17 protein-coding genes are annotated in these 21,718 nt (G+C 59.7%); 7 read left to right on the top strand and 10 right to left on the bottom strand.

The annotated features are described in order from the left end of the window. The first annotated feature begins 4 nt into the window (after positions 1–4). From argF to BMZ32_RS09145, 6 genes are all read left to right on the top strand, one after another. Complete coding sequence (gene argF / locus BMZ32_RS09170; protein WP_090241678.1) at positions 5–1,003, top strand: ornithine carbamoyltransferase; 999 nt, start codon at positions 5–7, stop codon at positions 1,001–1,003. Positions 1,004–1,389: 386 nt separating this feature from the next. Then, positions 1,390–2,337 (top strand): curved DNA-binding protein, encoded by a 948-nt coding sequence (gene cbpA, locus BMZ32_RS09165; RefSeq protein WP_090241677.1) that lies wholly within the window; start codon positions 1,390–1,392, stop codon positions 2,335–2,337. Next, positions 2,337–2,639, top strand: a complete 303-nt coding sequence (locus BMZ32_RS09160; protein ID WP_090241675.1) for a chaperone modulator CbpM — start codon at positions 2,337–2,339, stop codon at positions 2,637–2,639. Before cbpA ends, BMZ32_RS09160 begins: the two co-directional genes overlap by 1 nt. 131 nt (positions 2,640–2,770) lie before the next feature. Beyond that, positions 2,771–3,775 (top strand): HlyD family secretion protein, encoded by a 1,005-nt coding sequence (locus BMZ32_RS09155; RefSeq protein ID WP_425272875.1) that lies wholly within the window; start codon positions 2,771–2,773, stop codon positions 3,773–3,775. Next, the gene (gene rbbA, locus BMZ32_RS09150) at positions 3,772–6,507 is read left to right on the top strand and encodes a ribosome-associated ATPase/putative transporter RbbA (RefSeq protein WP_090241673.1); all 2,736 of its coding nucleotides are present in this window, start codon (positions 3,772–3,774) and stop codon (positions 6,505–6,507) included. Before BMZ32_RS09155 ends, rbbA begins: the two co-directional genes overlap by 4 nt. A 1-nt stretch (position 6,508) precedes the next feature. Further along, on the top strand, positions 6,509–7,633 hold the full coding sequence (locus BMZ32_RS09145) for an ABC transporter permease (protein WP_090241671.1): 1,125 nt from the start codon (positions 6,509–6,511) through the stop codon (positions 7,631–7,633). Positions 7,634–7,709: 76 nt separating this feature from the next. On the opposite strand, the gene BMZ32_RS09140 is transcribed toward BMZ32_RS09145, so the two are convergent. The 7 genes from BMZ32_RS09140 to BMZ32_RS09110 all read right to left on the bottom strand — a co-directional run bounded on the left by BMZ32_RS09140 (position 7,710) and on the right by BMZ32_RS09110 (position 16,734). Continuing rightward, positions 7,710–8,981, bottom strand: a complete 1,272-nt coding sequence (locus tag BMZ32_RS09140; RefSeq protein ID WP_090241670.1) for an MFS transporter — start codon at positions 8,979–8,981, stop codon at positions 7,710–7,712. 288 nt (positions 8,982–9,269) lie between these two features. Continuing rightward, the gene (locus tag BMZ32_RS09135; RefSeq protein ID WP_090241668.1) at positions 9,270–9,980 is read right to left on the bottom strand and encodes an NAD(P)H-dependent oxidoreductase; all 711 of its coding nucleotides are present in this window, start codon (positions 9,978–9,980) and stop codon (positions 9,270–9,272) included. Between the two features lie 17 nt (positions 9,981–9,997). Then, entirely contained in the window at positions 9,998–11,650 is a 1,653-nt protein-coding gene (locus BMZ32_RS09130) for an ABC transporter ATP-binding protein (RefSeq protein WP_090241667.1), read from the bottom strand. 5 nt (positions 11,651–11,655) lie between these two features. After that, positions 11,656–12,483 (bottom strand): ABC transporter permease, encoded by an 828-nt coding sequence (locus BMZ32_RS09125; RefSeq protein WP_090241666.1) that lies wholly within the window; start codon positions 12,481–12,483, stop codon positions 11,656–11,658. A 3-nt stretch (positions 12,484–12,486) separates the two neighbouring features. Then, positions 12,487–13,446, bottom strand: coding sequence for an ABC transporter permease (locus tag BMZ32_RS09120; RefSeq protein WP_090242091.1), 960 nt, complete (start codon positions 13,444–13,446; stop codon positions 12,487–12,489). Between the two features lie 161 nt (positions 13,447–13,607). After that, positions 13,608–15,209, bottom strand: a complete 1,602-nt coding sequence (locus tag BMZ32_RS09115) for an ABC transporter substrate-binding protein (RefSeq protein WP_090241664.1) — start codon at positions 15,207–15,209, stop codon at positions 13,608–13,610. A 142-nt stretch (positions 15,210–15,351) separates the two neighbouring features. After that, positions 15,352–16,734 (bottom strand): FAD-binding oxidoreductase, encoded by a 1,383-nt coding sequence (locus BMZ32_RS09110; RefSeq protein WP_090242090.1) that lies wholly within the window; start codon positions 16,732–16,734, stop codon positions 15,352–15,354. Between the two features lie 181 nt (positions 16,735–16,915). On the opposite strand from BMZ32_RS09110, the gene BMZ32_RS09105 reads away from it, so the two are divergent. Further along, complete coding sequence (locus tag BMZ32_RS09105; protein ID WP_090241662.1) at positions 16,916–17,350, top strand: RrF2 family transcriptional regulator; 435 nt, start codon at positions 16,916–16,918, stop codon at positions 17,348–17,350. Between the two features lie 120 nt (positions 17,351–17,470). Here the strand turns inward: BMZ32_RS09105 and BMZ32_RS09100 are convergent, their stop codons facing one another. The 3 genes from BMZ32_RS09100 to BMZ32_RS09090 are packed head-to-tail and all read right to left on the bottom strand — an operon-like array spanning position 17,471 to position 21,714. Then, positions 17,471–18,889 (bottom strand): aldehyde dehydrogenase family protein, encoded by a 1,419-nt coding sequence (locus BMZ32_RS09100; protein ID WP_090241661.1) that lies wholly within the window; start codon positions 18,887–18,889, stop codon positions 17,471–17,473. After that, positions 18,882–20,084: a pyridoxal phosphate-dependent aminotransferase gene (locus tag BMZ32_RS09095; RefSeq protein ID WP_090241659.1), complete on the bottom strand. Its 1,203-nt coding sequence runs from the start codon at positions 20,082–20,084 to the stop codon at positions 18,882–18,884. The genes BMZ32_RS09100 and BMZ32_RS09095 overlap by 8 nt, the downstream gene beginning before the upstream one ends. A 19-nt stretch (positions 20,085–20,103) precedes the next feature. Then, entirely contained in the window at positions 20,104–21,714 is a 1,611-nt protein-coding gene (locus tag BMZ32_RS09090) for a 5-guanidino-2-oxopentanoate decarboxylase (protein WP_090241658.1), read from the bottom strand. Positions 21,715–21,718 lie beyond the last annotated feature (4 nt).

Here is a 21,718-nt window from a genome sequence, read left to right as displayed (position 1 = left end):
CCCTATGAGCTTCAATCTGCATAACCGCAGCCTGCTGGCGCTGAAGGACTTTACCCCTGATGAGATTCGCTACCTGCTCGATCTGTCTGCCGAGCTCAAACGCGCCAAAGCAGCCGGCAACGAAGTGCCCCGTTTAAAGGGCAAGAACATCGCCCTGATCTTCGAGAAACCCTCGACACGCACCCGCTGTGCGTTCGAGGTCGCCGTGCATGATCAAGGCGGCCATGTCACCTGCCTCGATTCCGGCAGCTCACAACTGGGGCACAAGGAGTCGCTGAAAGACACCGCCCGCGTGTTGGGTCGTTACTACGATGGCATTGAATACCGTGGCTTCCACCAGAGCGTGGTTGAGGAGCTGGCGCTTTACGCCAAGGTACCGGTGTGGAACGGCCTGACCGATGAAATGCACCCCACGCAGATCCTCGCCGACTTGCTGACCATGCAGGAATTCGGCGAAAAGCCGCTGCACGAACTGAGCTTCTGCTACCTCGGCGACGCCAGCTTCAACATGGGCAGTTCGTTGCTGGTGGGCGGTACGCAGATGGGCATGGATGTGCGCATTTGCTCGCCTGCCGACCTGCAACCGCCTGCCGAGTTGGTGGCGCAGATGCGCGAGCTCGCGCTCACCACAGGTGCGCGTATCACCCTGGAGACCGACCCGATCAAGGCTGTGGCTGGTGCAGACTTTCTCTATACCGATGTCTGGGTCTCGATGGGCCAGGACGACGCGGTGTGGCAGCAGCGTATCGACAAATTGCTGCCCTATCAGGTGACCACCGTGCTGATGCAGGCCACCGGCAAGCCACGCGCCAGGTTTATGCATTGCCTGCCCGCCTTCCACAATCTGGAAACCGAGGTAGGCCGCGAGGTGCATGAAAAATATGGCCTGAGCGAGATTGAAGTCACCGACGAGGTGTTCGAGTCCGAGGCTTCCATCGTCTTCACCCAAGCCGAAAACCGCATGCACACCATTAAAGCCGTGCTGGTGGCGACCCTCGGATGACGCCTCGCGGAGCTGACTGATGAGAGTCGTCATTGCCCTAGTCTGCAATGCACTGCTACGCCGCGATCAGCCACCGACGTAACGGCGGTTTACCTCGACCGGGGTAAGCCCAACCAACCTGCGCTGGCTAGGGTCACGCCAGCACAACTTCGCGGCAGGCTCGATGGGGCCTAAGGTCGAGAGCCCGCGGGCCTTTGCTTTAGCTACAAGCCGGCGCGCGGTAATCGGCGCGCCCGATCAAATCGAGGCCATGCTGGCCAGCACTCAGGTTTGCCAAGCAGCGACGGACGCTACTACCTAAAACCCTGATCTCAGACAAAACATCTTGCACCGAGTAGGCGTATACAGGTGTAAGAACGTCTCGGTGGATAACCCAAGGTGGCCCGATGGACTTTAAGGATTACTACAAGACACTCGGGCTTGAGCCGGGTGCAGATGACAAGGCGGTCAAAGCGGCCTATCGCAAGCTGGCGCGCAAATACCACCCTGACGTCAGCAAGGAAAAGGACGCCGAGCATAAATTCAAGGAAGTCGCCGAGGCCTACGAAGTGCTGAAAAGCGCTGAAAAACGTGCCGAGTACGATGAGCTGAGTAAACACGCAGAACAAGGCCAACCCTTCCAGCCGCCACCCGGCTGGAACGCGCACGGCAATCCTGGATTTGCCGATGGCATGGGCGGCAGCAGTGAATATTCGGATTTTTTCGAGTCGCTGTTTGGTGGTGCGGGGCGCGCCCAGCGTGGCGGCCGCAACAGCGCGCGGCGCGGGCAAGATGTTGAAATGGAGCTGGCGCTGCTGCTCGAAGAAACATTGGCAGAAGAGACGAAGACCATCGCCTTTCAATTGCCGCAGTACAGCCCCGATGGCCAGCCACTGCCTGCCCTCAACAAGACCTTAAACGTAAAAATCCCACGCGGTGTGAGCAACGGCGAACGTATTCGTTTGAAGGGCCAAGGTGCTTCAGGGTTGGGCGGCGGCGCAAATGGCGATCTGTACCTGATTATTCGCCTGGTGCCGCACCCGCTGTTCGACGTTGAGGGGCACAACCTGATTCTCACTGTGCCGTTGGCACCCTGGGAAGCCGCGCTAGGCGGGCAAATCACGGTCCCCACGTTGACCGGCAAAATCAACCTGCGCATTCCCGCCAACACCCAAAGTGGGCAACGGCTGCGCATCAAGGGCAAGGGGCTGCTGAATAAATCCAGCGAGCCGGGTGATCTGTATGCGCTGTTCAAGATCGTCATCCCGGCTCAAGCCGACGAGGCTACGCGTGCGCTATGGGCACAGCTGGCCGAGCAAGTCGCTTTTAATCCGCGCGCGCAGTGGAGTCAGTGATGAGTAGCCTGATCATGCAACTTAACATTCATGAGTTCTGCCAGTGTGCCGAGCTGCCGCAGACGGTTGTGCTGGAAATTGTCGAGCATGGCATCGTCGAACCCGCAGGCCTAACACCCGATCAATGGCAGTTCGATGCCGACGCACTGGCCATCGTCAAGCGTGCGTTTCGCTTACAAGCCGAACTGCAAATTGAATGGGCCGGGATTGCCCTGGCGTTGCAGTTGCTCGATGAACTGGAGCACCTGCGCGTGGAAAACAACCATCTGCGCCGACGCTTGAACCGCTTCGAGCAACCCTAACCGGCCCTAAGTGACGGCGAGAGCCGCAGTTGTCCAACTCTTCTGTTTAGCTTCACAAGGTAACTATGTCAGTCAGTCGTAAATGGATCTTTCCTGCCGTGAGCGTTGCAGCCGTGGCAATTATCGCCGGTATGCTCTGGTACACCCTGCGCCCTACTGGCTTGGGGGATGGCTTTGCCAGCGGCAACGGCCGCATTGAAGCCACCGACGTCGACGCGGCCAGCAAGCTGCCCGGACGAATCGCCAGTATCGACGTCGAGGAAGGCCAGTTCATCCAACCTGGGCAAGTTATTGCGCGCATGGACACCCAAGTACTTGAAGCGCAGTTGGCCCAGGCCCAGGCACAAATGCGCCAGGCACAGAACAGCCAGCTGACCGCACGTGCCCAGGTACGTCTGCGCGAAAGCGAGAAAATCACCGCCGAGGCGATCGTCCGTCAGCGCCAGGCGGAAATGTCGGCCGCGCAAAAACGCCACGCCCGCAGCGCCATCTTGGTCAAACGCAGCGCCATGGCGCAGCAGCAACTGGACGATGACCTCGCCCGTCTGCAAAGCACTCAGGCGGCACTGGCCGCCGCGCGGTCTCAAGTCATCTCCGCTGAAGCGGGCATTGCCGCCGCACAGTCGCAGGTGATCGAGGCGCAATCTGCCTTAGAAGCCACTCAAGCCAGCGTGGCCCGCTTGCAGATCGACATTGAAGACAGCCAGCTCAAAGCACCACGCGGGGGCCGCGTGCAATACCGCATCGCCGAACCGGGCGAGGTCATCGGTGCAGGCGGCAAGGTGCTTAACCTGGTCGACCTGAGTGATGTGTACATGACCTTCTTCCTGCCCGAGCAACAGGCTGGTCGAGTCGCGCTGGGCGCCGAGGTGCGCCTGGTGATCGATGCCATACCGCAGTATGTGATCCCGGCTGAAGTCAGCTATGTGGCCAGCGTCGCTCAGTTCACCCCAAAAACCGTGGAAACCGCCAATGAGCGCGAAAAGCTCATGTTTCGCGTTAAAGCACGGCTGGATCCTGAGCTGCTGCAGCGCCACCTCAAGCAAGTAAAAACCGGCGTACCCGGCGTGGCGTATCTGCGCCTCGACCCGCAGCTCGAGTGGCCTGAACATCTGGCGATTAAGGTTCCGCAGTGAGCACAGCAGCGGCAACCGTCGCACAGTTGCATGAAGTCAGCCTGCACTACGGTAAAACCTGCGCCCTTGATGCAGTCAGCCTGGAAGTGCCGGCGCAACGCATGGTCGGCTTGATCGGCCCGGATGGCGTGGGCAAATCCAGCTTGCTGGCACTGATTGCCGGCGCCCGTAAAATCCAGAGCGGGCAGATCGAAGTGCTCGGTGGCGACATGGCCAGCCGCGATCATCGCCGACAGGTTTGCCCGCATATCGCTTACATGCCTCAAGGGTTGGGTAAGAACCTTTACCCGACGCTCTCGGTGATCGAGAACCTGGACTTCTTCGCCCGCCTCTTCGGCCAGGCCGAGGCCGAGCGCAAAAGCCGTATCGATGACCTGCTGCGCAGTACCGGCCTCAGTAAATTTGGCGAACGCCCGGCAGGCAAGTTATCGGGCGGCATGAAGCAAAAGCTCGGGCTGTGCTGCGCCTTGATCCACGACCCCGACTTGCTGATCCTCGACGAGCCCACCACCGGGGTCGACCCGCTGTCGCGTAACCAGTTCTGGGAGTTGATCGAGCGCATTCGCGCCCAGCGCCCGCAGATGAGCGTGCTGGTGGCCACGGCTTACATGGAAGAAGCCGAGCGCTTCGATCATCTGATCGCCATGGATGACGGCGCTGTATTGGCCACCGGCAGCCCAGCCGAACTGCTGCAACGCACAGGATGCAAAAGTCTGGAAGAGGCCTTTATCGCCCTGATGCCGGAAGCCAAGCGTAAGGGTCATACGCAATTGGTCATTCCGCCACGGCCCGCAGGCGAACAGGCAATTGCCATTGAGGCGCGTGACCTGACCATGCGTTTCGGTGATTTTGTCGCGGTCGACCACGTCGACTTTCGCATTGAGCGCGGCGAAATCTTCGGTTTTCTCGGTTCCAATGGCTGCGGCAAAACCACCACAATGAAGATGCTTACCGGCTTGTTGCCCGCCAGTGAGGGGGAAGCCCTGCTGTTCGGCCAAACCGTGGACGCCAATGACATGGCTACGCGTAAGCGGGTTGGTTATATGTCGCAGGCCTTCTCGCTGTACGGCGAGCTAAGCGTGCGGCAAAACTTAGTGTTGCATGCCCAGCTATTTCACGTACCGACCGAAGATATCGCTGCGCGGGTGACGGCAATGGCCGAGCGCTTCAACCTTGGCAGCGTCATGGATCAGCTGCCTGAGCGTCTGCCGCTGGGCATTCGTCAGCGTTTATCGCTGGCCGTGGCGGTGATCCACAAACCGGAAATCCTCATTCTTGATGAGCCGACCTCAGGCGTCGACCCCATTGCCCGCGATGTGTTCTGGCAGCTGATGCTCGACCTGTCGCGCGATGACGGCGTGACCATCTTCATCTCCACCCATTTTATGAATGAAGCGTTGCGCTGCGACCGCATCTCCTTGATGCATGCGGGCAAGGTGCTGGACAGTGACACGCCGCAGGCACTGATTGATAAGCGCGGCCTGCCCACTTTGGAAGCGACCTTTATTGCCTACCTGAAAGAGGCGGTGGGCGAACCAACGCAAGCACCTACATCTGAAGCAACAGCCGCCGTTCCAGCGCAACAGGCAGTCGCGGTTAAACGCAAACGCTTCAGTTTGCTGCGCCTGTTTAGCTATACCCGCCGCGAAGCCTTGGAGCTGCGCCGCGACCCGATTCGAGGCAGCATGGCCCTGCTCGGCAGCCTGCTACTGTTGTTCATCATTGGTTATGGCATCAGCCTCGACGTTGAAGACCTGACCTACGCGGTGCTCGACCGTGACCAGACCACTACCAGCCAGGCCTACGCACTCAACCTGGCCGGCTCGCGCTACTTCATCGAACAACCACCCTTGCACGATTACGACGATTTGGAACAGCGCATGCGCAGCGGCAAGATCAGCCTGGCGGTGGAAATTCCGCCTGATTTTGGCCGTGATCTCAAGCGTGGGGCCGTGCCGCAGATCGGCATGTGGATCGACGGCGCCATGCCGATGCGCGCCGAAACTATTAAAGGTTATGTAATGGGCTTGCATGCCAGTTACTTGCAGGAACTGGCCCGTAAGGACAGCGCTTCAACCCGCAGCAGCCTGCCGGCGTTAGAAGTGCGGTACCGCTACAACCCTGATGTGGAAAGCCTTAACGCCATGGTGCCGGCGGTGATTCCGCTGTTACTAATGCTTATTCCGGCCATGCTCACGGCTCTTGGCGTGGTGCGTGAGAAGGAACTGGGCTCGATCATCAACCTGTATGTCACGCCGGTCACCCGGCTGGAGTTCCTGCTCGGCAAGCAACTGCCCTATATCGCCCTGGGCATGCTCAATTTCGTTCTGCTGTTGATTGCGGCGGTATTCGTCTTCGATGTACCACTCAAGGGCAGCCTGCTGGCTTTGCTAACCGGAGGCTTGTTGTACATCAGTTGTGCCACCGCCATGGGCCTGTTGATGTCGACCTTCACTCGCAGCCAGATCGCGGCGGTATTTGGCACGGCCATTGTTACCTTGATTCCGGCCATCCAGTTCTCCGGGCTGATTTACCCGGTGTCGTCACTGGAAGGCTTTGGCGCAGTGATTGGCCAGATTTACCCCACCTCGCACTTTTTAATCATCAGTCGCGGGGTATTTTCCAAGGCGCTCGGCTTCACTGAGCTGTACGGCTACTTCATCCCTTTGCTCATCACCATTCCGTTGTTGCTGGCGCTCTGTACCAGCTTGCTGAAGAAGCAGGAGGCCTGACATGGAGCAGCTCGCCAATATTTTCCACCTGGGGCTCAAGGAGCTGCGCAGCCTGCAGCGTGATCCAGCATTACTCCTGCTGATTATCTGGGCCTTTAGCCTGGGCATCATCACCGCCGCCACCAGCATGCCTGAGAGCCTGCACAACGCCTCGATTGCGGTAGTCGATGAGGATCGCTCGCCACTCTCCGAACGGTTGATTGATGCCTTTCAACCGCCGTTTTTTCGGCCGCCACAACGCATCCAACTGAGCGAGATGGACCACGGCATGGATTCCGGGCAGTACACCTTTACCTTGAACATTCCACCGGACTTTCAGCGCGACGTTCTCGCCGGACGCAGCCCAGCCATCCAACTCAACGTCGATGCCACTCAGGTAAGCATGGCCTTCACCGGTGCCGGTTATATCCAAGTGATCGGCGCGCAGGAGGTCAGCGCGTTCTTGCGTCACTACCGGGCCGACCTGCCGCAGCAAGCGGAGTTGGCCGTGCGCATAGCCTACAACCCAAACCTGACGCGCAGCTGGTTCGGCTCGGTGATGGAGGTGATCAACCAGATCACCATGCTGTCGATCATCCTCACCGGTGCCGCGCTGATTCGTGAGCGTGAGCACGGCACCATCGAACACCTGCTGGTGATGCCCGTGACACCGCCCGAAATCATGCTGGCTAAGGTCTGGTCGATGGGGCTGGTGGTGTTGCTGGCCACTGCGCTATCGCTGCTACTGGTGGTGCAAGGCTGGCTGCAGGTGCCAATTGCTGGCTCGCTGCCATTGTTTCTGTGCGGAGCTTTACTGCACCTGTTTGCCACTACCTCGATGGGTATTTTCTTCGGCACCATCGCGCGCTCGATGCCGCAGCTGGGGCTGCTGATTATTCTGGTGCTGATCCCGCTGCAAATTCTCTCTGGCGGCACCACACCGCGCGAGAGCATGCCCGAGCTGGTGCAACAGATCATGTGGGCGGCCCCCACTACCCACTTTGTCGACCTGGCCCAGGCGATCCTCTACCGCGGTGCAGGGTTTACAACCGTCTGGCCGCAGTTCCTGGCAATCATCGTCATCGGCGCACTATTTTTTACCGGGGCTCTGCTGCGTTTTCGTAAGACGCTGGCACAAATGTCCTGATGGATGCCTGTATTAAGCAAACTCCGCTGCGACCCTTCGAGTGAATCGCCCCTAACGTCATGAATACCTACAGAACTTAAATAAGATCCTGAGGTTTTCCATCACTGCCAACAACTTGGTTGACTGAAGCCTCCTGAACCATGGCCATAGCGACCTGGGAGGTACCCGAGCCAATAGGCACACAAAGCCCTTGCTCGTCGGTCGGTACGGAGCTGCGCCGAGTCATGCGGTACAAGGCGAAGATACCGATACACGCATGCACGACTGTTAAGTACCAAAAGAAGCCATTAGGCCCCAGCAGGCCCATAACGGCGGCGGCAAGGCTAGGCCCTAGCGCGGCGCCAATACCAAAAGTCAGCACCAGATTACTGCTGGCCGCAACCATTTGCTGGGGCTCAAGCGCATCATTGGTATGGGCCACACACATGGAGTACATAGGCAAGGCCAAGCCGCCGAACAAGAACACAACGACCAACAGGCCAGGCACTGAAAGCGTTGCGACTGCGACTGCGAGCAAGGCGGTAAGCGCGGCTAAAAATGTTACAACGAAGAGCACTTTGCGCCGGTCAAACGTGTCGGAAAGCTTGCCAATTGGCCACTGCAGGGTTACGCCACCAATGAATATAAGCCCCATAAACAAAGAAATTCGGCTTAGCTCTAGCCCTATTTGCTGGGCATAGATCACCCCCATTCCGAGCATCGCCCCCGTCGACATGCCAGTACCAAAACAACCAAGAATACCCAGGGGAGAGCTGCGATATAGGCGCAACAGGCTCATGTGCTCCGGCGCAGCAAAACTAGGTGCCGGCGTAGCACTGAGCAAAATAGGCAGCAGTGCTAAGGAAACCAGCACTGAAATCAGAATGAATAGCTCAAACCCACCAGGGTCGGCCAGGTTCAGTAGCAGCTGACCACAGGCCATAGCGCCGGTAGTGATGACCATATACAGCGACAGCAGCTGACCACGAGTGGCATTGCTCGCGCTGTCATTCAGCCAGCTCTCAGCGACGATGAATAAACCGGCGATACAGAAGCCAGTAACCAGGCGCATCGCAAACCACGACCACGGTTCAATGAGTACCGGATGGATTAACACCATGCTCGATGCAAGCGAAGCCAGCGCCGCAAATACGCGGATATGCCCGACCTGCGCGACAATTCGTGGCGTTAGCGTTGAGCCGACGAGGAATCCGACAAAATAGCCCGTCATCAGGATCCCGGTAAGCTGCGTAGAGAACCCCTCTAACGAGGCGCGCAAGCTAATCAGCGAGCTTTGCAGACCATTCCCCAGCATCAGCAAGCCCATGCTAAACAGCAGTGCTCCTGTCGTCCTGATCGTTGCACTCATCACTCGCCTCCCCTGGTCTAATCCGCTACAGCCTTACAAAAACGTCTGAACCCGGCTGCAAGGCGTATAGCTACCGCCCCGCTTCCATCCACTGGCAACTGCAAGGTCACGTGACCTAGCTCAGGCCATGTTGATGCTGCAAGTTGCTCGACGACTCGGCCGACAAGTGCGCTCGCCAATACCCTGCAAGGTGCTCGCACAGCTGCGCGACCAAGTAATCGAGCCATCCATTACCACCGAGCCTGTTTAACGCTCAGACCTGTCAGCTGTGACTCAGTCCGTGAGGTTTTAAGACTTTTGTGCCAACGGATAGAGAAACTCGTCAAACTGGCTTAAGCGTGGGAACTCAATAGGCTGGTCCTGGCCGATCGTCTCTAACCGCTGTTGATAGGCACTTAGAAACTTCTGGCGCTCCTCGTGGCTGATATAAGGCACGTGCCAGGCTACGAATGGTTGCAGCACATCCATACCCACATAAGCCAAAGTACCGCGTAACAACGGGCGCAACATGTCCTCTAGTGGGCCATGAATGGCGTCATCACCAAACATGTGCTCGCGCCCGCCCAGGGTCAGGCTGACCAACACCCGCTTGCCACTTAGGCCGCCCTGATCGTAGAAACGCTTGCCGCCGTAACAGACGCCGGACACCAGTACTCGGTCAATCCAGCCTTTAAGAATGGCCGGCACCGAGAACCAATACAGGGGAAAGTTAAGAATCAGCGTATCGGCCCACAGCAGCTTATCCAGCTCGCTTTGGATATCCGCAGCTAGGCAGCCTTTCTTGACGCCTAGACGCTGCTCGAGGGCATACACCAGGTAGTCCGAATTCTCACGCTCGACGAAGTCAGCGGCGCTGGCAACCGGGTTCCAGTTCATCGCATAGAGGTCAGAAACCTGCACCTCATGCCCCTGCCCTTGCAGGGTTTCCAGGGCCAGGTCACGCATGGCCGTGGTGAAGGATTGTGGCTCGGGGTGGGCGTGGACGATCAGTACTTTCATAACAATTCCTAGGGTAACTAAAGCTGTGGTTCAACGGGCTTATTCGTGTCGCGCTGGTGGAGCAGGCGGTCTAGCCAGTCGGGGTCCATTTCCGGCTCGGATGAGAACAGCAGGCTGGTATAGTCCTGATGCGGAGGGGTGAAGATAGCGTCACGCAGACCTGCATCGACCACCTTGCCGCGCTGCATCACCAGCACCTCATCGGCAATGGCACGGACCGTGGCCACATCGTGGGTAATAAATAGGTAGGAAACGCCCAACTGGCGCTGGACCCGATCCAGCAGTTTGAGGATGCCTTCAGCAACTAACTGATCCAGGGCTGAGGTCACTTCGTCGCAGATGATCAGTTGCGGCTCAGCCGCTAGCGCACGGGCGATACAGATACGTTGTTTCTGCCCGCCGGAAAGCTCCGTAGGCCGACGGTGCATGTACACATCGGGATCCAGTTCGATCATCTCCAGCAACTCGGCGACCCGTTGCCGCAGGGCTTTGCCCTTGAGGCCGAGGTAGAACGCCAGTGGCCGACCAATGATGTCGACAATGCGCTGTTTCGGGTTCAGCGCCGTATCGGGGATCTGGTAGATCATTTGAATGCTGCGCAATTGCTCCTTACTGCGCTGCTGGAAACTGCGCGGCAACTCGGCACCATCGAGCAACACCGAGCCTGCTGTAGGCGTCAACAACCCAGTGATCAAGCGTGCCGTGGTGCTTTTTCCACTCCCCGACTCACCAATTACCGCCAACGTCTGCCCGCGATACAGGCTCAGCGACACATCATTCAGCACGGGCTGCTGGCCATAGCTGGCAGAAGCGTTACGCACCTCCAGCAAAGGCGTTTGATTCTCGGGGCGTGGCTTGGGCTCGGTGCGAAAACAGCGAACAGCCCACAGCGACTTGGTGTAATCCTGCTGAGGATCGGCAAGCATTTTCCGCGTCGCGCCCTCCTCCACTAACTTGCCGTGGCGCAGCACCATGATGCGGTCTGCCATCTGCGCGACCACCGCCAGATCGTGGGTGATATAGATGGCCGCCGTACCGAAATGCGCCACCGCGTTGCGGATCGCCGCCAACACCTCGATTTGTGTGGTCACATCGAGTGCAGTGGTTGGCTCATCAAAAATAATCAGGTCTGGATGACAGGCCATCGCCATAGCGGTCATGGCCCGCTGCAACTGACCGCCGGAAACCTGATGCGGATAACTGCGAGCAATCCGCTGCGGGTCTGGCAGACCCAGTACACGGTACAACTCCAGCGCTTCGGCTTCGGCTTGCGCAGGCTTGATTCCGCCGTTTTTAACCGCCGTTTCGACATGCTGATCAATCAGCCGTTGCGCCGGATTAAACGAGGCCGCCGCACTCTGCGCGACGTAGGCGATGCGCAGGCCGCGCAACTTGCGCAACTGCTCGGCCGAGCTGTTCACCAGGTCCTGTCCGTCGAAGTGAATCGAGCCGCGGCTGATGCGGCAACCATCACGGGTATAGCCCATAGCGGCCAGGCCAAGGGTCGATTTACCCGCGCCCGACTCACCAATCAGCCCCAGTACCTCGCCCCGATGCAGGCTCAGGTCGACACCTTGAACCAAAGACAGCCAGCCCTCGTCACATTGCGCTTCGATGTGCAGATCACGTATGTCCAGCAGCAACTCGCCGGTTGGTTTATTTAGGCTCATGTCCATCATCCTTTGAGTCCGCTGGATTTGTGCAGCATCCAGTCGACAACGAAATTGACCCCGACCGTCAGCACTGCAACCGCCAGCGCGGGCAGCAGCGGCGTGACATTGCCGAAGGTGATGAGCACCGCGTTATCGCGGACCATGCTGCCCCAGTCGGCCGTAGGTGGCTGAATGCCCAGACCGAGGAAGGACAAGGCGCTGATAAACAGAAAGACGAAGCAAAAGCGCAGACCAAATTCGGCGATCAGTGGCGCCGCGGTATTGGGCAAGACCTCGCGGGTCGCCAGCCACCACAGGCCCTCACCACGCAACCGCGCGGCCTCGACGAAATCCTGAACCACCACGTTCATCGCCACTGCACGGGTCAAACGGAACACCCGCGTGGCGTCCAGCAAGGCAATCACCAGAACCAGCGATGTGGCAGTGGTGCCCACCACACTGAGGATCAGCAAGGCAAAGATCAGTTGCGGAATGGCCATCAGAATGTCCACCAGGCGCGACAGCCCCTGGTCCACCCAACCGCTTTTGAGCGCCGCGACCAAACCTGCCAGGCCGCCGATCAAGAAGGCCAATAGCGTGGCCGCGAAGGCGATACCCACGGTGTTGCGCGCCCCGTAGATCAGTCGGCTAAACATGTCCCGACCAAGGTTGTCGGTACCCAGTAGAAAGTCTCCGCCCCACGGAGCGAAGCCATCGCCGACGATTTCGGTTTCGCCGAACGGCGCCAGCACAGGTGCCAGCACAGCCAGCAACACGTAAACGATAATGACTAAAAAACCGAATTGCGCACTCAGTGGCGCTCGGTACAGCTCTTTGAACAAACGCGTCATGTCCTACCCCTTTGGATGCATCAGGCGAGGGTTGCTCGCAATGGCAAGCACATCGGCCAGCGTATTGAGTACTACGTAGGTCGCCGCAAAAATCAGACTGCAGGCCTGCACCACGGGGATATCGCGCTTGGCCACCGAGTCCACCAGCAACTGGCCTAGCCCCGGATAGACGAAGACCACCTCGACCACCACCACACCCACCACCAGGTAGGCCAGGTTCAGCGCCACCACGTTGACGATGGGCGCCAAGGCGTTGGGCAAGGCGTGGCGAAAGATGATCCGCGCCTGGCTGATACCTTTGAGCCGGGCCATCTCAATGTAGGGGCTAGCGAGCAAATTGATCAGCGCCGCACGGGTCATGCGCATCATCTGTGCAATCACCACCAGACTCAGAGTCGCCACCGGCAACACCGAACGTTCGAACACCTCAGCGAAGGACGCATCCGGTGCCAAATTGGAGATACTTGGGAACCAGCCGAGCTTCACCGAAAAAATCATAATGAGGATGTAGGCGACGAAGAACTCGGGGAAAGACACCGCACTCAGGGCTGAAGTGTTAAGTGCGCGATCGAACCAGGAGTTGCGGTACAGCGCCGCGAGCATGCCCAGCAACAGTGCCAGCGGCACCGAGACCAGTGCGGCCATAGCGGCGAGGGTCAGGGTATTCCCCAATCGTGCGCCGACCAGTTCGGAGATCTCCCGCTGGTTGGCCAGGGAGACCCCCAAGTCCCCTTGCAGAAAATTGCCAATCCATTGCATGAAGCGCATCAACGGCGGTTGATCCAGCCCCAGTTGTGCGCGGAAGGCCGCGACAGTTTCATCCGTGGCTGCCTGCCCGAGCATCGCCTGGGCAATATCTCCAGGGAGCAAACCGACCGCCAGAAAGATGATCACCGATACTGCGAACAACGACAGCAGGCCTAAAGCCAGGCGCTGCACTAGCAGCAATAAAATACTTTTCACCACATCAATCCTCTGCAAACGTTGTGGCTGCAAGCGACCTGCGCGGTAAGCGTGATGAATCATTATCGAGATGCATTGATAGCGCGTTAGCGCTTCTCAGCATCCACAAACGAGTTAATCACCAACCCTACAGGCCGTTAGTTGCAGCAGGCGTACAGCGTTTAGGCCTGCCACCAACGCTCGATCAGCCGCAGCCCATCCAGCTCACCGTAGGGTGCGGTTTCAGGACCGTGGGCAATTCGCTTGGAGCGCGCCGCCACCGAGTTGGCGAACAATGGGATCAAGGCACCGCCCTCATCCCTGCACAGCTGCTGCATCTCGTTGTACATCTCACGGCGCAGCGGCTCGTTGAGCTCGCCCCGGGCGCTATTCAAAAGTTCATTGAAGCGCTCGTGTTCCCAATGGGTTTCATTCCAGCTGGCGCCCTTGGCATAGCCGATGCTGAACATCCGATCGGCGGTCAGGCTGCTGTACCAGAAGGAAGTGGTGAAGGGTTGCTTGTTCCACACGTTGGAGAAGAAACCGTCGGCCGGTTCGCGCGCCACATCGATGTTGATGCCAGCCGCTCTGGCCTGCTCTTTAAACAGCACCGAAGCGTCCACCGCGCCCGAATAAGCCGCATCGGAAGCTTGCAATCGTACGTTGAGGGATTCCATGCCAGCCTTGCGCAGGTAGAAACGCGCTTTATCTGGATCGTATGTGCGCTGCTCCAGCGTGGTATTCAGGAATCGATGACCGGGCTGCAGCGGGTGGTCATTACCGACCGAGCCGTAGCCGCGCAACACAGAACCGAGCATGGCTTCACGGTCGATGGCGTGCTTCATCGCCATGCGAATATTGTTGTCGCCAAACTCCTTGCTGTCGCACAGCATCGGGAAGGTGTAATGCTGGGCACCCTTGGTTTCCTCGATCACCATATTGGGGTTGAGCTTGAGCAAGTTGATGGTCTTCAGATCGACCTTGTTGATTACATCGACTTCACCGGTAATCAGCGCATTGATCCGCGCAGCACCATCGGAAATACCGATCAGTTCGGCACTGTCGAAATGCGCGCGGCCCGGCTTCCAGTAGCCTGGATTACGCTCCAGGGCCATGCGCACACCTGGCTCAAACGACTTGATGCGATAGCCACCAGTACCGCTGCCGGCGCGCCAGTCAGCCAGCCCGTCCTTGCTTGGCATGATGACCAGATGGTAGTCGGCCATAACATAAGGGAAGTCGGCATTGCCTGAGCGCAGCTCGAAAACCACACTGTCCTCGCCCTGTGCCTTGACCGCGAGAACATCACCGAGCACGGTTTTTGCGGCAGACGTCGACTGCTCGCCCAAGTGGTGTTCAATCGAAGCCACTACGTCTTCTGCGGCCAGGGTCTTGCCGTTATGAAACTGCACGCCCTGACGCAGCTTGAACGTCCAGATGCGCGCATCCGGGGAAGCCTCCCAGCTCTCTGCCAGCTCAGGGGTGGCGGTGCCATCGACCCCGATCTCCACCAGGCTGTTGTACACAGCGGAGAAGCCAACAAAGGTAAAGGTGTCGCTCCATGAGCCTGGATCTAGGGAGTCTGAGGTGCTACCACCGGCCAAGCCGAGCCGCAGCACGCCACCGGACTTGGGAGTGCCCTCCTGCGCCCAGGCATTCAGGGGGAAGCCGAAAGACAAAGCCGCTCCCGCCACCCCCACCATGCCGGCCAACTTGAGAAAGTCGCGGCGCGGCAGGTGGCCGTCGGTAATTGCTTGAGTCAGATTATTTTTCTTATTGTTCATGGCGTTGCCCCTTTCAAGGTTTGAAGATTTTCGGCCGGTATGTGCACTGCGCTTCAGTGAAAAATGGTTACCTTTCAAATGTTAGTGCAACGATGACATTAACAATTTTATAACGCAAAAATTGCGCACATGCCAATGCTTTTCAGAGGTCGAAAATTTTCCCTGGGTTGAGTATTCCGCGGGGATCCAGAGTGCGCTTGAGTAAACGCATCAGATCAAGTTCAGCCGGCTGCCGACTAATGGGTAACCAGGCCTTTTTCTCCAAGCCAATACCATGCTCGGCGGATACCGCACCGGCGAAGGCTTGCACGCAGGTATAAACCACCCGTTCCACCTCAGCGTGGCTCGGCCCAGACTCATGCAGCCCCACGGTCAGGTGCAAATTGCCATCTGCCAAATGCCCGAAGACCAAAAGTGTCGCCCGCTCATCCAACTCGGCCAGATCAACCTTCAAGCGGCAGACAAAGACCTCCATATCGCGGATCGCCAAGCTGACATCGAAGCCCTGGGTCCGGTCGAAAAATAATTCCTCCGGCTCGCTTGCCTCACGGATCGCCCAGAGCGCTTCACGCTCATTCAACGACTGCGCGATGACCGCATCGGTCAGCAGATCCTCATCGAAAGCAACAGCCAGCGCCTGCTCAAAGCGCTCGCGCAAATCGTTCTCATCACAACCCTGCCACTCCACCAACAGATAGAAGGGCCACACCTCGGCGAAAGGCGAACGATGCGCGGAATGCACCCCGGTATTGAGCGAGAAGAACTCACTCCACATCACCTCAAGCGCACAAAGTGCGCCGTTTGCCGCACGATCCAGATGCTTCAACAAGGCCGTTACCTGGGTAAAGTCGCGCACGGCGATCATCGCGCAGGTTCGCGCCGTAGGCAGCTCTTCCAGGCGCAACACCGCCCGCGTGATCACCCCCAGCGTGCCTTCGCTGCCAATAAATAACTGCTTGAGGTCATAGCCGGTGTTGTTCTTCAGGTAACCACCGAGAGATGAGATTACTGTGCCGTCGGCCAGCACCGCCTCCAGCCCCAATACCCGCTCGCGCATCATGCCGTAGCGCAGCACGCTGAAGCCGCCGGCATTGGTCGCCATCATGCCACCAATGGTGCAACTGCCTCGCGCCCCTAGGTCCACTGGAAATAACAGACCCGACTCGACCGCCCGCTCGTGAACCGTCTGCAGGATGGCGCCCGCTTCCACGGTCATGCTCCGGCCAGCCTCATCCACCTCCTCAATCCGCTGCATGCGCTCCAACGACAGCATCATGTGCTCGGCGGTGCTAGCGGTCGCTTCTGCCAAGCCCGTATTACCGCCCAACGGGATGACTGGTTGACCGGCCGCATGACATAGGCGCAGGCAAGCTGAAAGCTCAGCCACAGTTGCCGGGCGCAATATGGCTTGCGCCTGCATGGGCTGACGATGCCAGTAACTACTCTGCCGACTGCGCACAGCCTCGCCCTGCAGAACGCCCTGCTCACCCACTATTTCACGTAACGCATTCAACAGATCAGTCATTACCAGGGCCTCGTTAAATGGCAGCATTGATTTTTATAAGGGCTACTCGTACAAAGCGTTTACTAATTGTTACTTGGATATTAACCATTTATCTGTTCAGCTTGACCGATCGTACGGCACGCTCAGCCCAACCGTTTGGAAGCTGTTTCTGCGCCGACTTCCACCCATTACGGAGCTCGCCATGAGCCAGTCGACCCGGCTGATCACTGCTTCTTACATCCTCTCTTTCGTCGCGGCCAACGCGCCGCAGAAGCTGCGCACCGAGACCATCGCCAAGTGGGTAAAAACTCATCCGACGCGGGTGCGCAATTTGGTTGCGCTGATGGTCAAGGCCAATATTCTCAAGTCTTACCGTGGTGCCCGTGGCGGACTGACCCTGGCTCGGCCTCCGCATGAAATAACCCTCAGCGAGGTCTACGATGCGGTACAAGAAAGCTCGCTGATTGCCGAGAAAATCGATAACCCATTTTCTGGCATGGAAGACCACTGCAAAGTCCATTCGGTATTCCTCAACCTTTTTGCTCTGATGGAAAACAACATCCGTCAGGACCTGCAGGGGATCACCGCTGATCAACTATTTGTCGCCTTCGACCCTCCCCTTGAGGCCAGAGACTGACCTTTGCTCGTCGGGCTCGAACGCTAAGCCAAATGAAGTCGCTAGCGAGTGCGGCTTCACTTGGCAAGCCGCGCTAATGCAGCTCAGCGGTATGCGGCATTCCAGTCATTGTTAACTCTCTCAGCATTGCACGGCCTTGATCTCGACGAACTCGGCCAGCCCCTCTTCGCCCCACTCGCGACCATTTCCTGACTGTTTGTAACCGCCGAAGGGCGCGTGGTAGTTGAAAGCTGCGTCGTTGATAAAACATTGGCCCGCCCGCAACTGCCGCGCCAAACCCAAGGCACGCGCGGGCGTCCCGGCCCAGACGCCGCTGGACAGGCCAAACGGTGAGTCGTTGGCCAGCTGCACGGCCTGCGCTTCGTCGGCATAGGGGATCAGGCAGAGCACCGGACCGAAGATCTCTTCCTGGGCGATACGCATGCGGTTGTCGACGTCTGCGAACAGGGTCGGTAGCTGGTAAAAACCGCGTTCAAAGCCACTCGGCACAGCGCTGCTACCATGAAGCAGCCGCGCACCTTCTTCCTGGCCGATACGGATGTAGTCGCGCACTGTGCGCAACTGACCGGCCGAGCACATCGGCCCAAGGAAGCTCTGCGGGTCCAGCGGGTCGCCCAGGCGCAAGGCCTCGGTTTCGGCCACGGCCAGTTCCAGGGCCTCGGCGTAGCGGCTGGCTGGCAGCAACATGCGCGTCAGCGCGGTGCAGGTCTGCCCGGAGTTAATCATCACGTCCTGCACACCGTGGCGCACGGCGGCGGCCAGGTCGGCGTCCTCGGCGATCAGCAGCGGCGACTTGCCGCCTAATTCCAGACACACGCGCTTAACCGACGGCGCCGCCGCCTGGGCCACGCGCACACCCGCACCGGTGGACCCGGTGAACGACACCATGTCCACTTCAGGATGCTTGGCCAATGCTTCACCGACCTTGGAGCCGGGGCCGCTGACCAGGTTAAACACCCCTGCCGGCAAGCCGATGGACTGGATAATCTGCGCCAGCAGGAAGGCGTGCAGCGGCGTCTCCTGACTGGGCTTGACCACCACGGTGCAGCCAGCCGCCAGCGCCGGCGCGAGCTTGCCGATTAACTGATGCAGCGGGTAGTTCCAGGGGTTGATAAAGGCGCACACACCTACTGGCTCGCGTATCACCAAGGAGTTGCCGACCTCGCGCACCTCATCCATCAGGGCAGCGACCTCGACGTAGTGACGCAGGCCGTCGAGTGGGCCGTCGACCTGAATCGACCGGCACCATTGCACCGGCATGCCCAGCTCGGTGGTAATCAATGCCGCCATCTCATCGCCGCGGGCTTCGAGCTGATCGGCCAAGGCCTGGATATAACCGGCACGTACCGTGGACGGGGTCGCCGCCCAAGCTGGAAATGCTCGGCGCGCAGCCTGCACCGCACGCTCAACATCACGCTCATCGCCCAGCGGCACTAGACCAGCTACCTGCTCGGTCGCGGGGTTGAGCACTTCAGCCAAACCGCTACCCGCAGGCGCGACCCAGGCGCCATCGATAAACAACTGCGTGTGCTTATGCATGGCACGGCTCCTCAATCTGTTGCTCAATCAGTTCGCCAGCGCATCGTGCAATGCGCTGGCAAGCGTCCTGCAGCGGTGCGCTGCCGAGCACCAGACCCAGGCGGATATGCCCAGCGGCGCTAGGGCCGAAGGCTTCACCGGCGAGCACCGAAACGCCATGACGGTCGAGCAGGCGGTCGGCGAATTCCTGAGCAGACAAACCAGTGGCGCGGATATCGACCATGACGAACATGCCACCGTCAGGTTTCAGGGCGCGCAGCCCGGGTTTGCCGGCGAGGCATTCACAAACCAGATCGCGACGCTGCCGATAGGCTTCACGCATCGCTTCCAGCTCAGGCATTTGTGCCTCCAGGGCGACGCAGGCGGCGTCCTGAATAAAGTCCGGCGAGCCATACAGCATGCACAGCGCCAGATTGCCGAGGTGCTCAGCCAATGCTAGCGGCGCCACCACCCAACCCACCCGCCAGCCGGTCATGGCGTGGGACTTGGACAGGCTGTTGATGGTTGCGGTGCGTTCGGCCATGCCCGGCAGGCTGCCCGGGCTGACGTGCTCACCCTCGTAGAGCAACTCGCTGTAGACCTCATCGGAGATCAGCCACAGATCGTGCTTGACGCACAGCTCGGCCAAGGCCTCCCAGGTGGCGCGCGGGATGCTCGCCCCGGACGGGTTGTGCGGGCTGTTCAGTACCAAGGCGCGGGTGCGCGGGGTGATGGCCGCGGCAACATCCTCGGCCTGCACGCGAAAGCCGTTCTCGGGACGCACGGGCAGCGGAATGACCTTGGCGCCACAGGCACCAAATACGGCCTCGTAGGTCACGTACATCGGCTCGGCGACTATTACTTCATCGCCGGCTTCGAGCACACACTGGGCCACAGAAAACAGTGCGCACTGGCCACCGGCCAGCACCACCACCTGGTCGGCGTCGACCGCCTGACCGCTGCGCTGACTATGGCGCTTGGCGATGCTCTCGCGCAGTGCACGCTTGCCGGTGACCTCGCTGTAGTGGGTATTGCCGGCCAGCAGGCTGTCGATTGCGGCCTGTACCACCGGTTGCGGGGTGTCGAAATCGGGATCACCGACCGACAACAGCAGCACGTCCTCGCCACGCGCCTGGCGGGCCAGGGCTCGGTAGTGGATGCCCCAGGCGGCAGCGCCGTCACCGGCGATTCGTTGAGTCAGGTTGGAAAAACGCATAAACATCTCCTTGCCCGCCTTATTGGGCGCAGGCGTGCTTGAGCTCGATCAGGGTCACGCCGGGATGGCTAAAGCCTTCCGCCAGCTGTTCTTGCAGCTGATCCAGGCTTTGCGGCTGGCGCACCTGGCAACCGAAGGCGCCGGCCAGGCCGGCGAAATCCGGGTTACGCGGCAATACGCCGATCGGTTCGATGTCCAGATCGATCATGTCATCGCGGATCTGCCCCAGGGCATCGTTGTTCCACAGCAGCACCACCAGCGGTGTGTCCAGCTCTTCCACAGCGGTAGCCAGTTCCTGCGCGGTGTAGAGGAAGCCGCCATCACCGACCAGCACCAGGCCCGGACGCTCGGGAGCGCCCAGCTTGGCGCCGATACCGGCTGGCAGGCCGTAGCCGAGGGTGCCGTAACCGGTGGGGTGCAACCAGCTGCGCGGCGCACGGCTGGCAAACAGGTAGTTACCGCTGTAGGCCAGTTGGGTCATGTCGGTGCTGATGACTGCGTTATCCGGCAGCACGGCAGCGATGCGCGCCAGAATCGCCTGGTGGATGCGCTGCAACGGTCCCTGGCCGTCCTCGACGGCGGCACGCAGCCCGGCTACGGCGGCAATCGCCTGAACCGGGTCGCGCGCCTGCTGCGGCAAGCCTGCCAGCAGCGCCTCGACGGTCTGCCGCGCATCGCCCTTGAGCGCCACGCTGCACGGGTAGAAGTCGTTGAACTTACGTGGATCGATATCCACGCGCAGCAGTTCGCCGGTCAGCGGCAAACGCTCGCGCCAGAAATCGGTGTCGGCCATTTCCGTACCGACGGCCAGCACCACGTCGGCTTGTTCGATCAGCTGCCAGCCGGGCTCAACACATAGGGTTGCGCCAGCATGCAGCGGCGCCTGCGGTGGCAACAGGCCCTTGCCGGCGACACTGGTAAACAACGGCGCGGCCAGACGCTCACTCAGCGCGGCCAGTGCGTTACCGGCGTCTAGAGCACCGCCACCGGCGATGATCATCGGCCGCTTGGCACCCGCCAGTTTAGCGACGGCCTGTTGCAGCGCCTCGGCGCTCGGCAGACCGCGACCTGGACGACGCACCACCTCGGCACTCCAGTCGCGGGCGATCGGTTCGGCGAGTACATCCAGCGGCACCGAGATGTGCACTGGGCGCGGACGTTCGCTGTCGAACACCGCGAAGGCACGGGCGATCAGCTGTGGTAGATCCTCGGCGCTGTTGGCCACGGCCGAGAAGGCGGTGATCGGCGCCGTCATGGCGCGCTGATCTTGGGTTTCGTGCAGGCAACCCCAGCCCTTGCCGAGGCTCGCGCTGTGGTTGACGCTGGAAATTACCAGCATCGGAATCGAATCAGCATGGGCCTGGCCAATCGCCGTGGCGGCGTTGGTTACGCCAGGACCGGTGATGACGAAGCACACCCCGGGTTTGCCGGTCACCCGCGCATAGCCGTCAGCCATAAAGCCAGCGCCCTGCTCGTGACGGGTCAGCACGTGACGAATGCCGCTGCCGGGCAGGCCGCGATAGAGCTCCAGGGTGTGTACCCCGGGAATGCCGAATACGGTATCGACGCCGTAATTGGCCAGCAGGCGCACCAGCGCCTGGCCGCCGGTCAAGGCTTTGGTTGTGGTCATGGGG

The organism is Pseudomonas guineae, assembly GCF_900113745.1.
Lineage (GTDB): Bacteria > Pseudomonadota > Gammaproteobacteria > Pseudomonadales > Pseudomonadaceae > Aquipseudomonas > Aquipseudomonas guineae.
The sequence above is the reverse complement of the archived record's forward strand: the minus strand, read 5'-3'. Positions and strand labels throughout refer to the sequence as shown.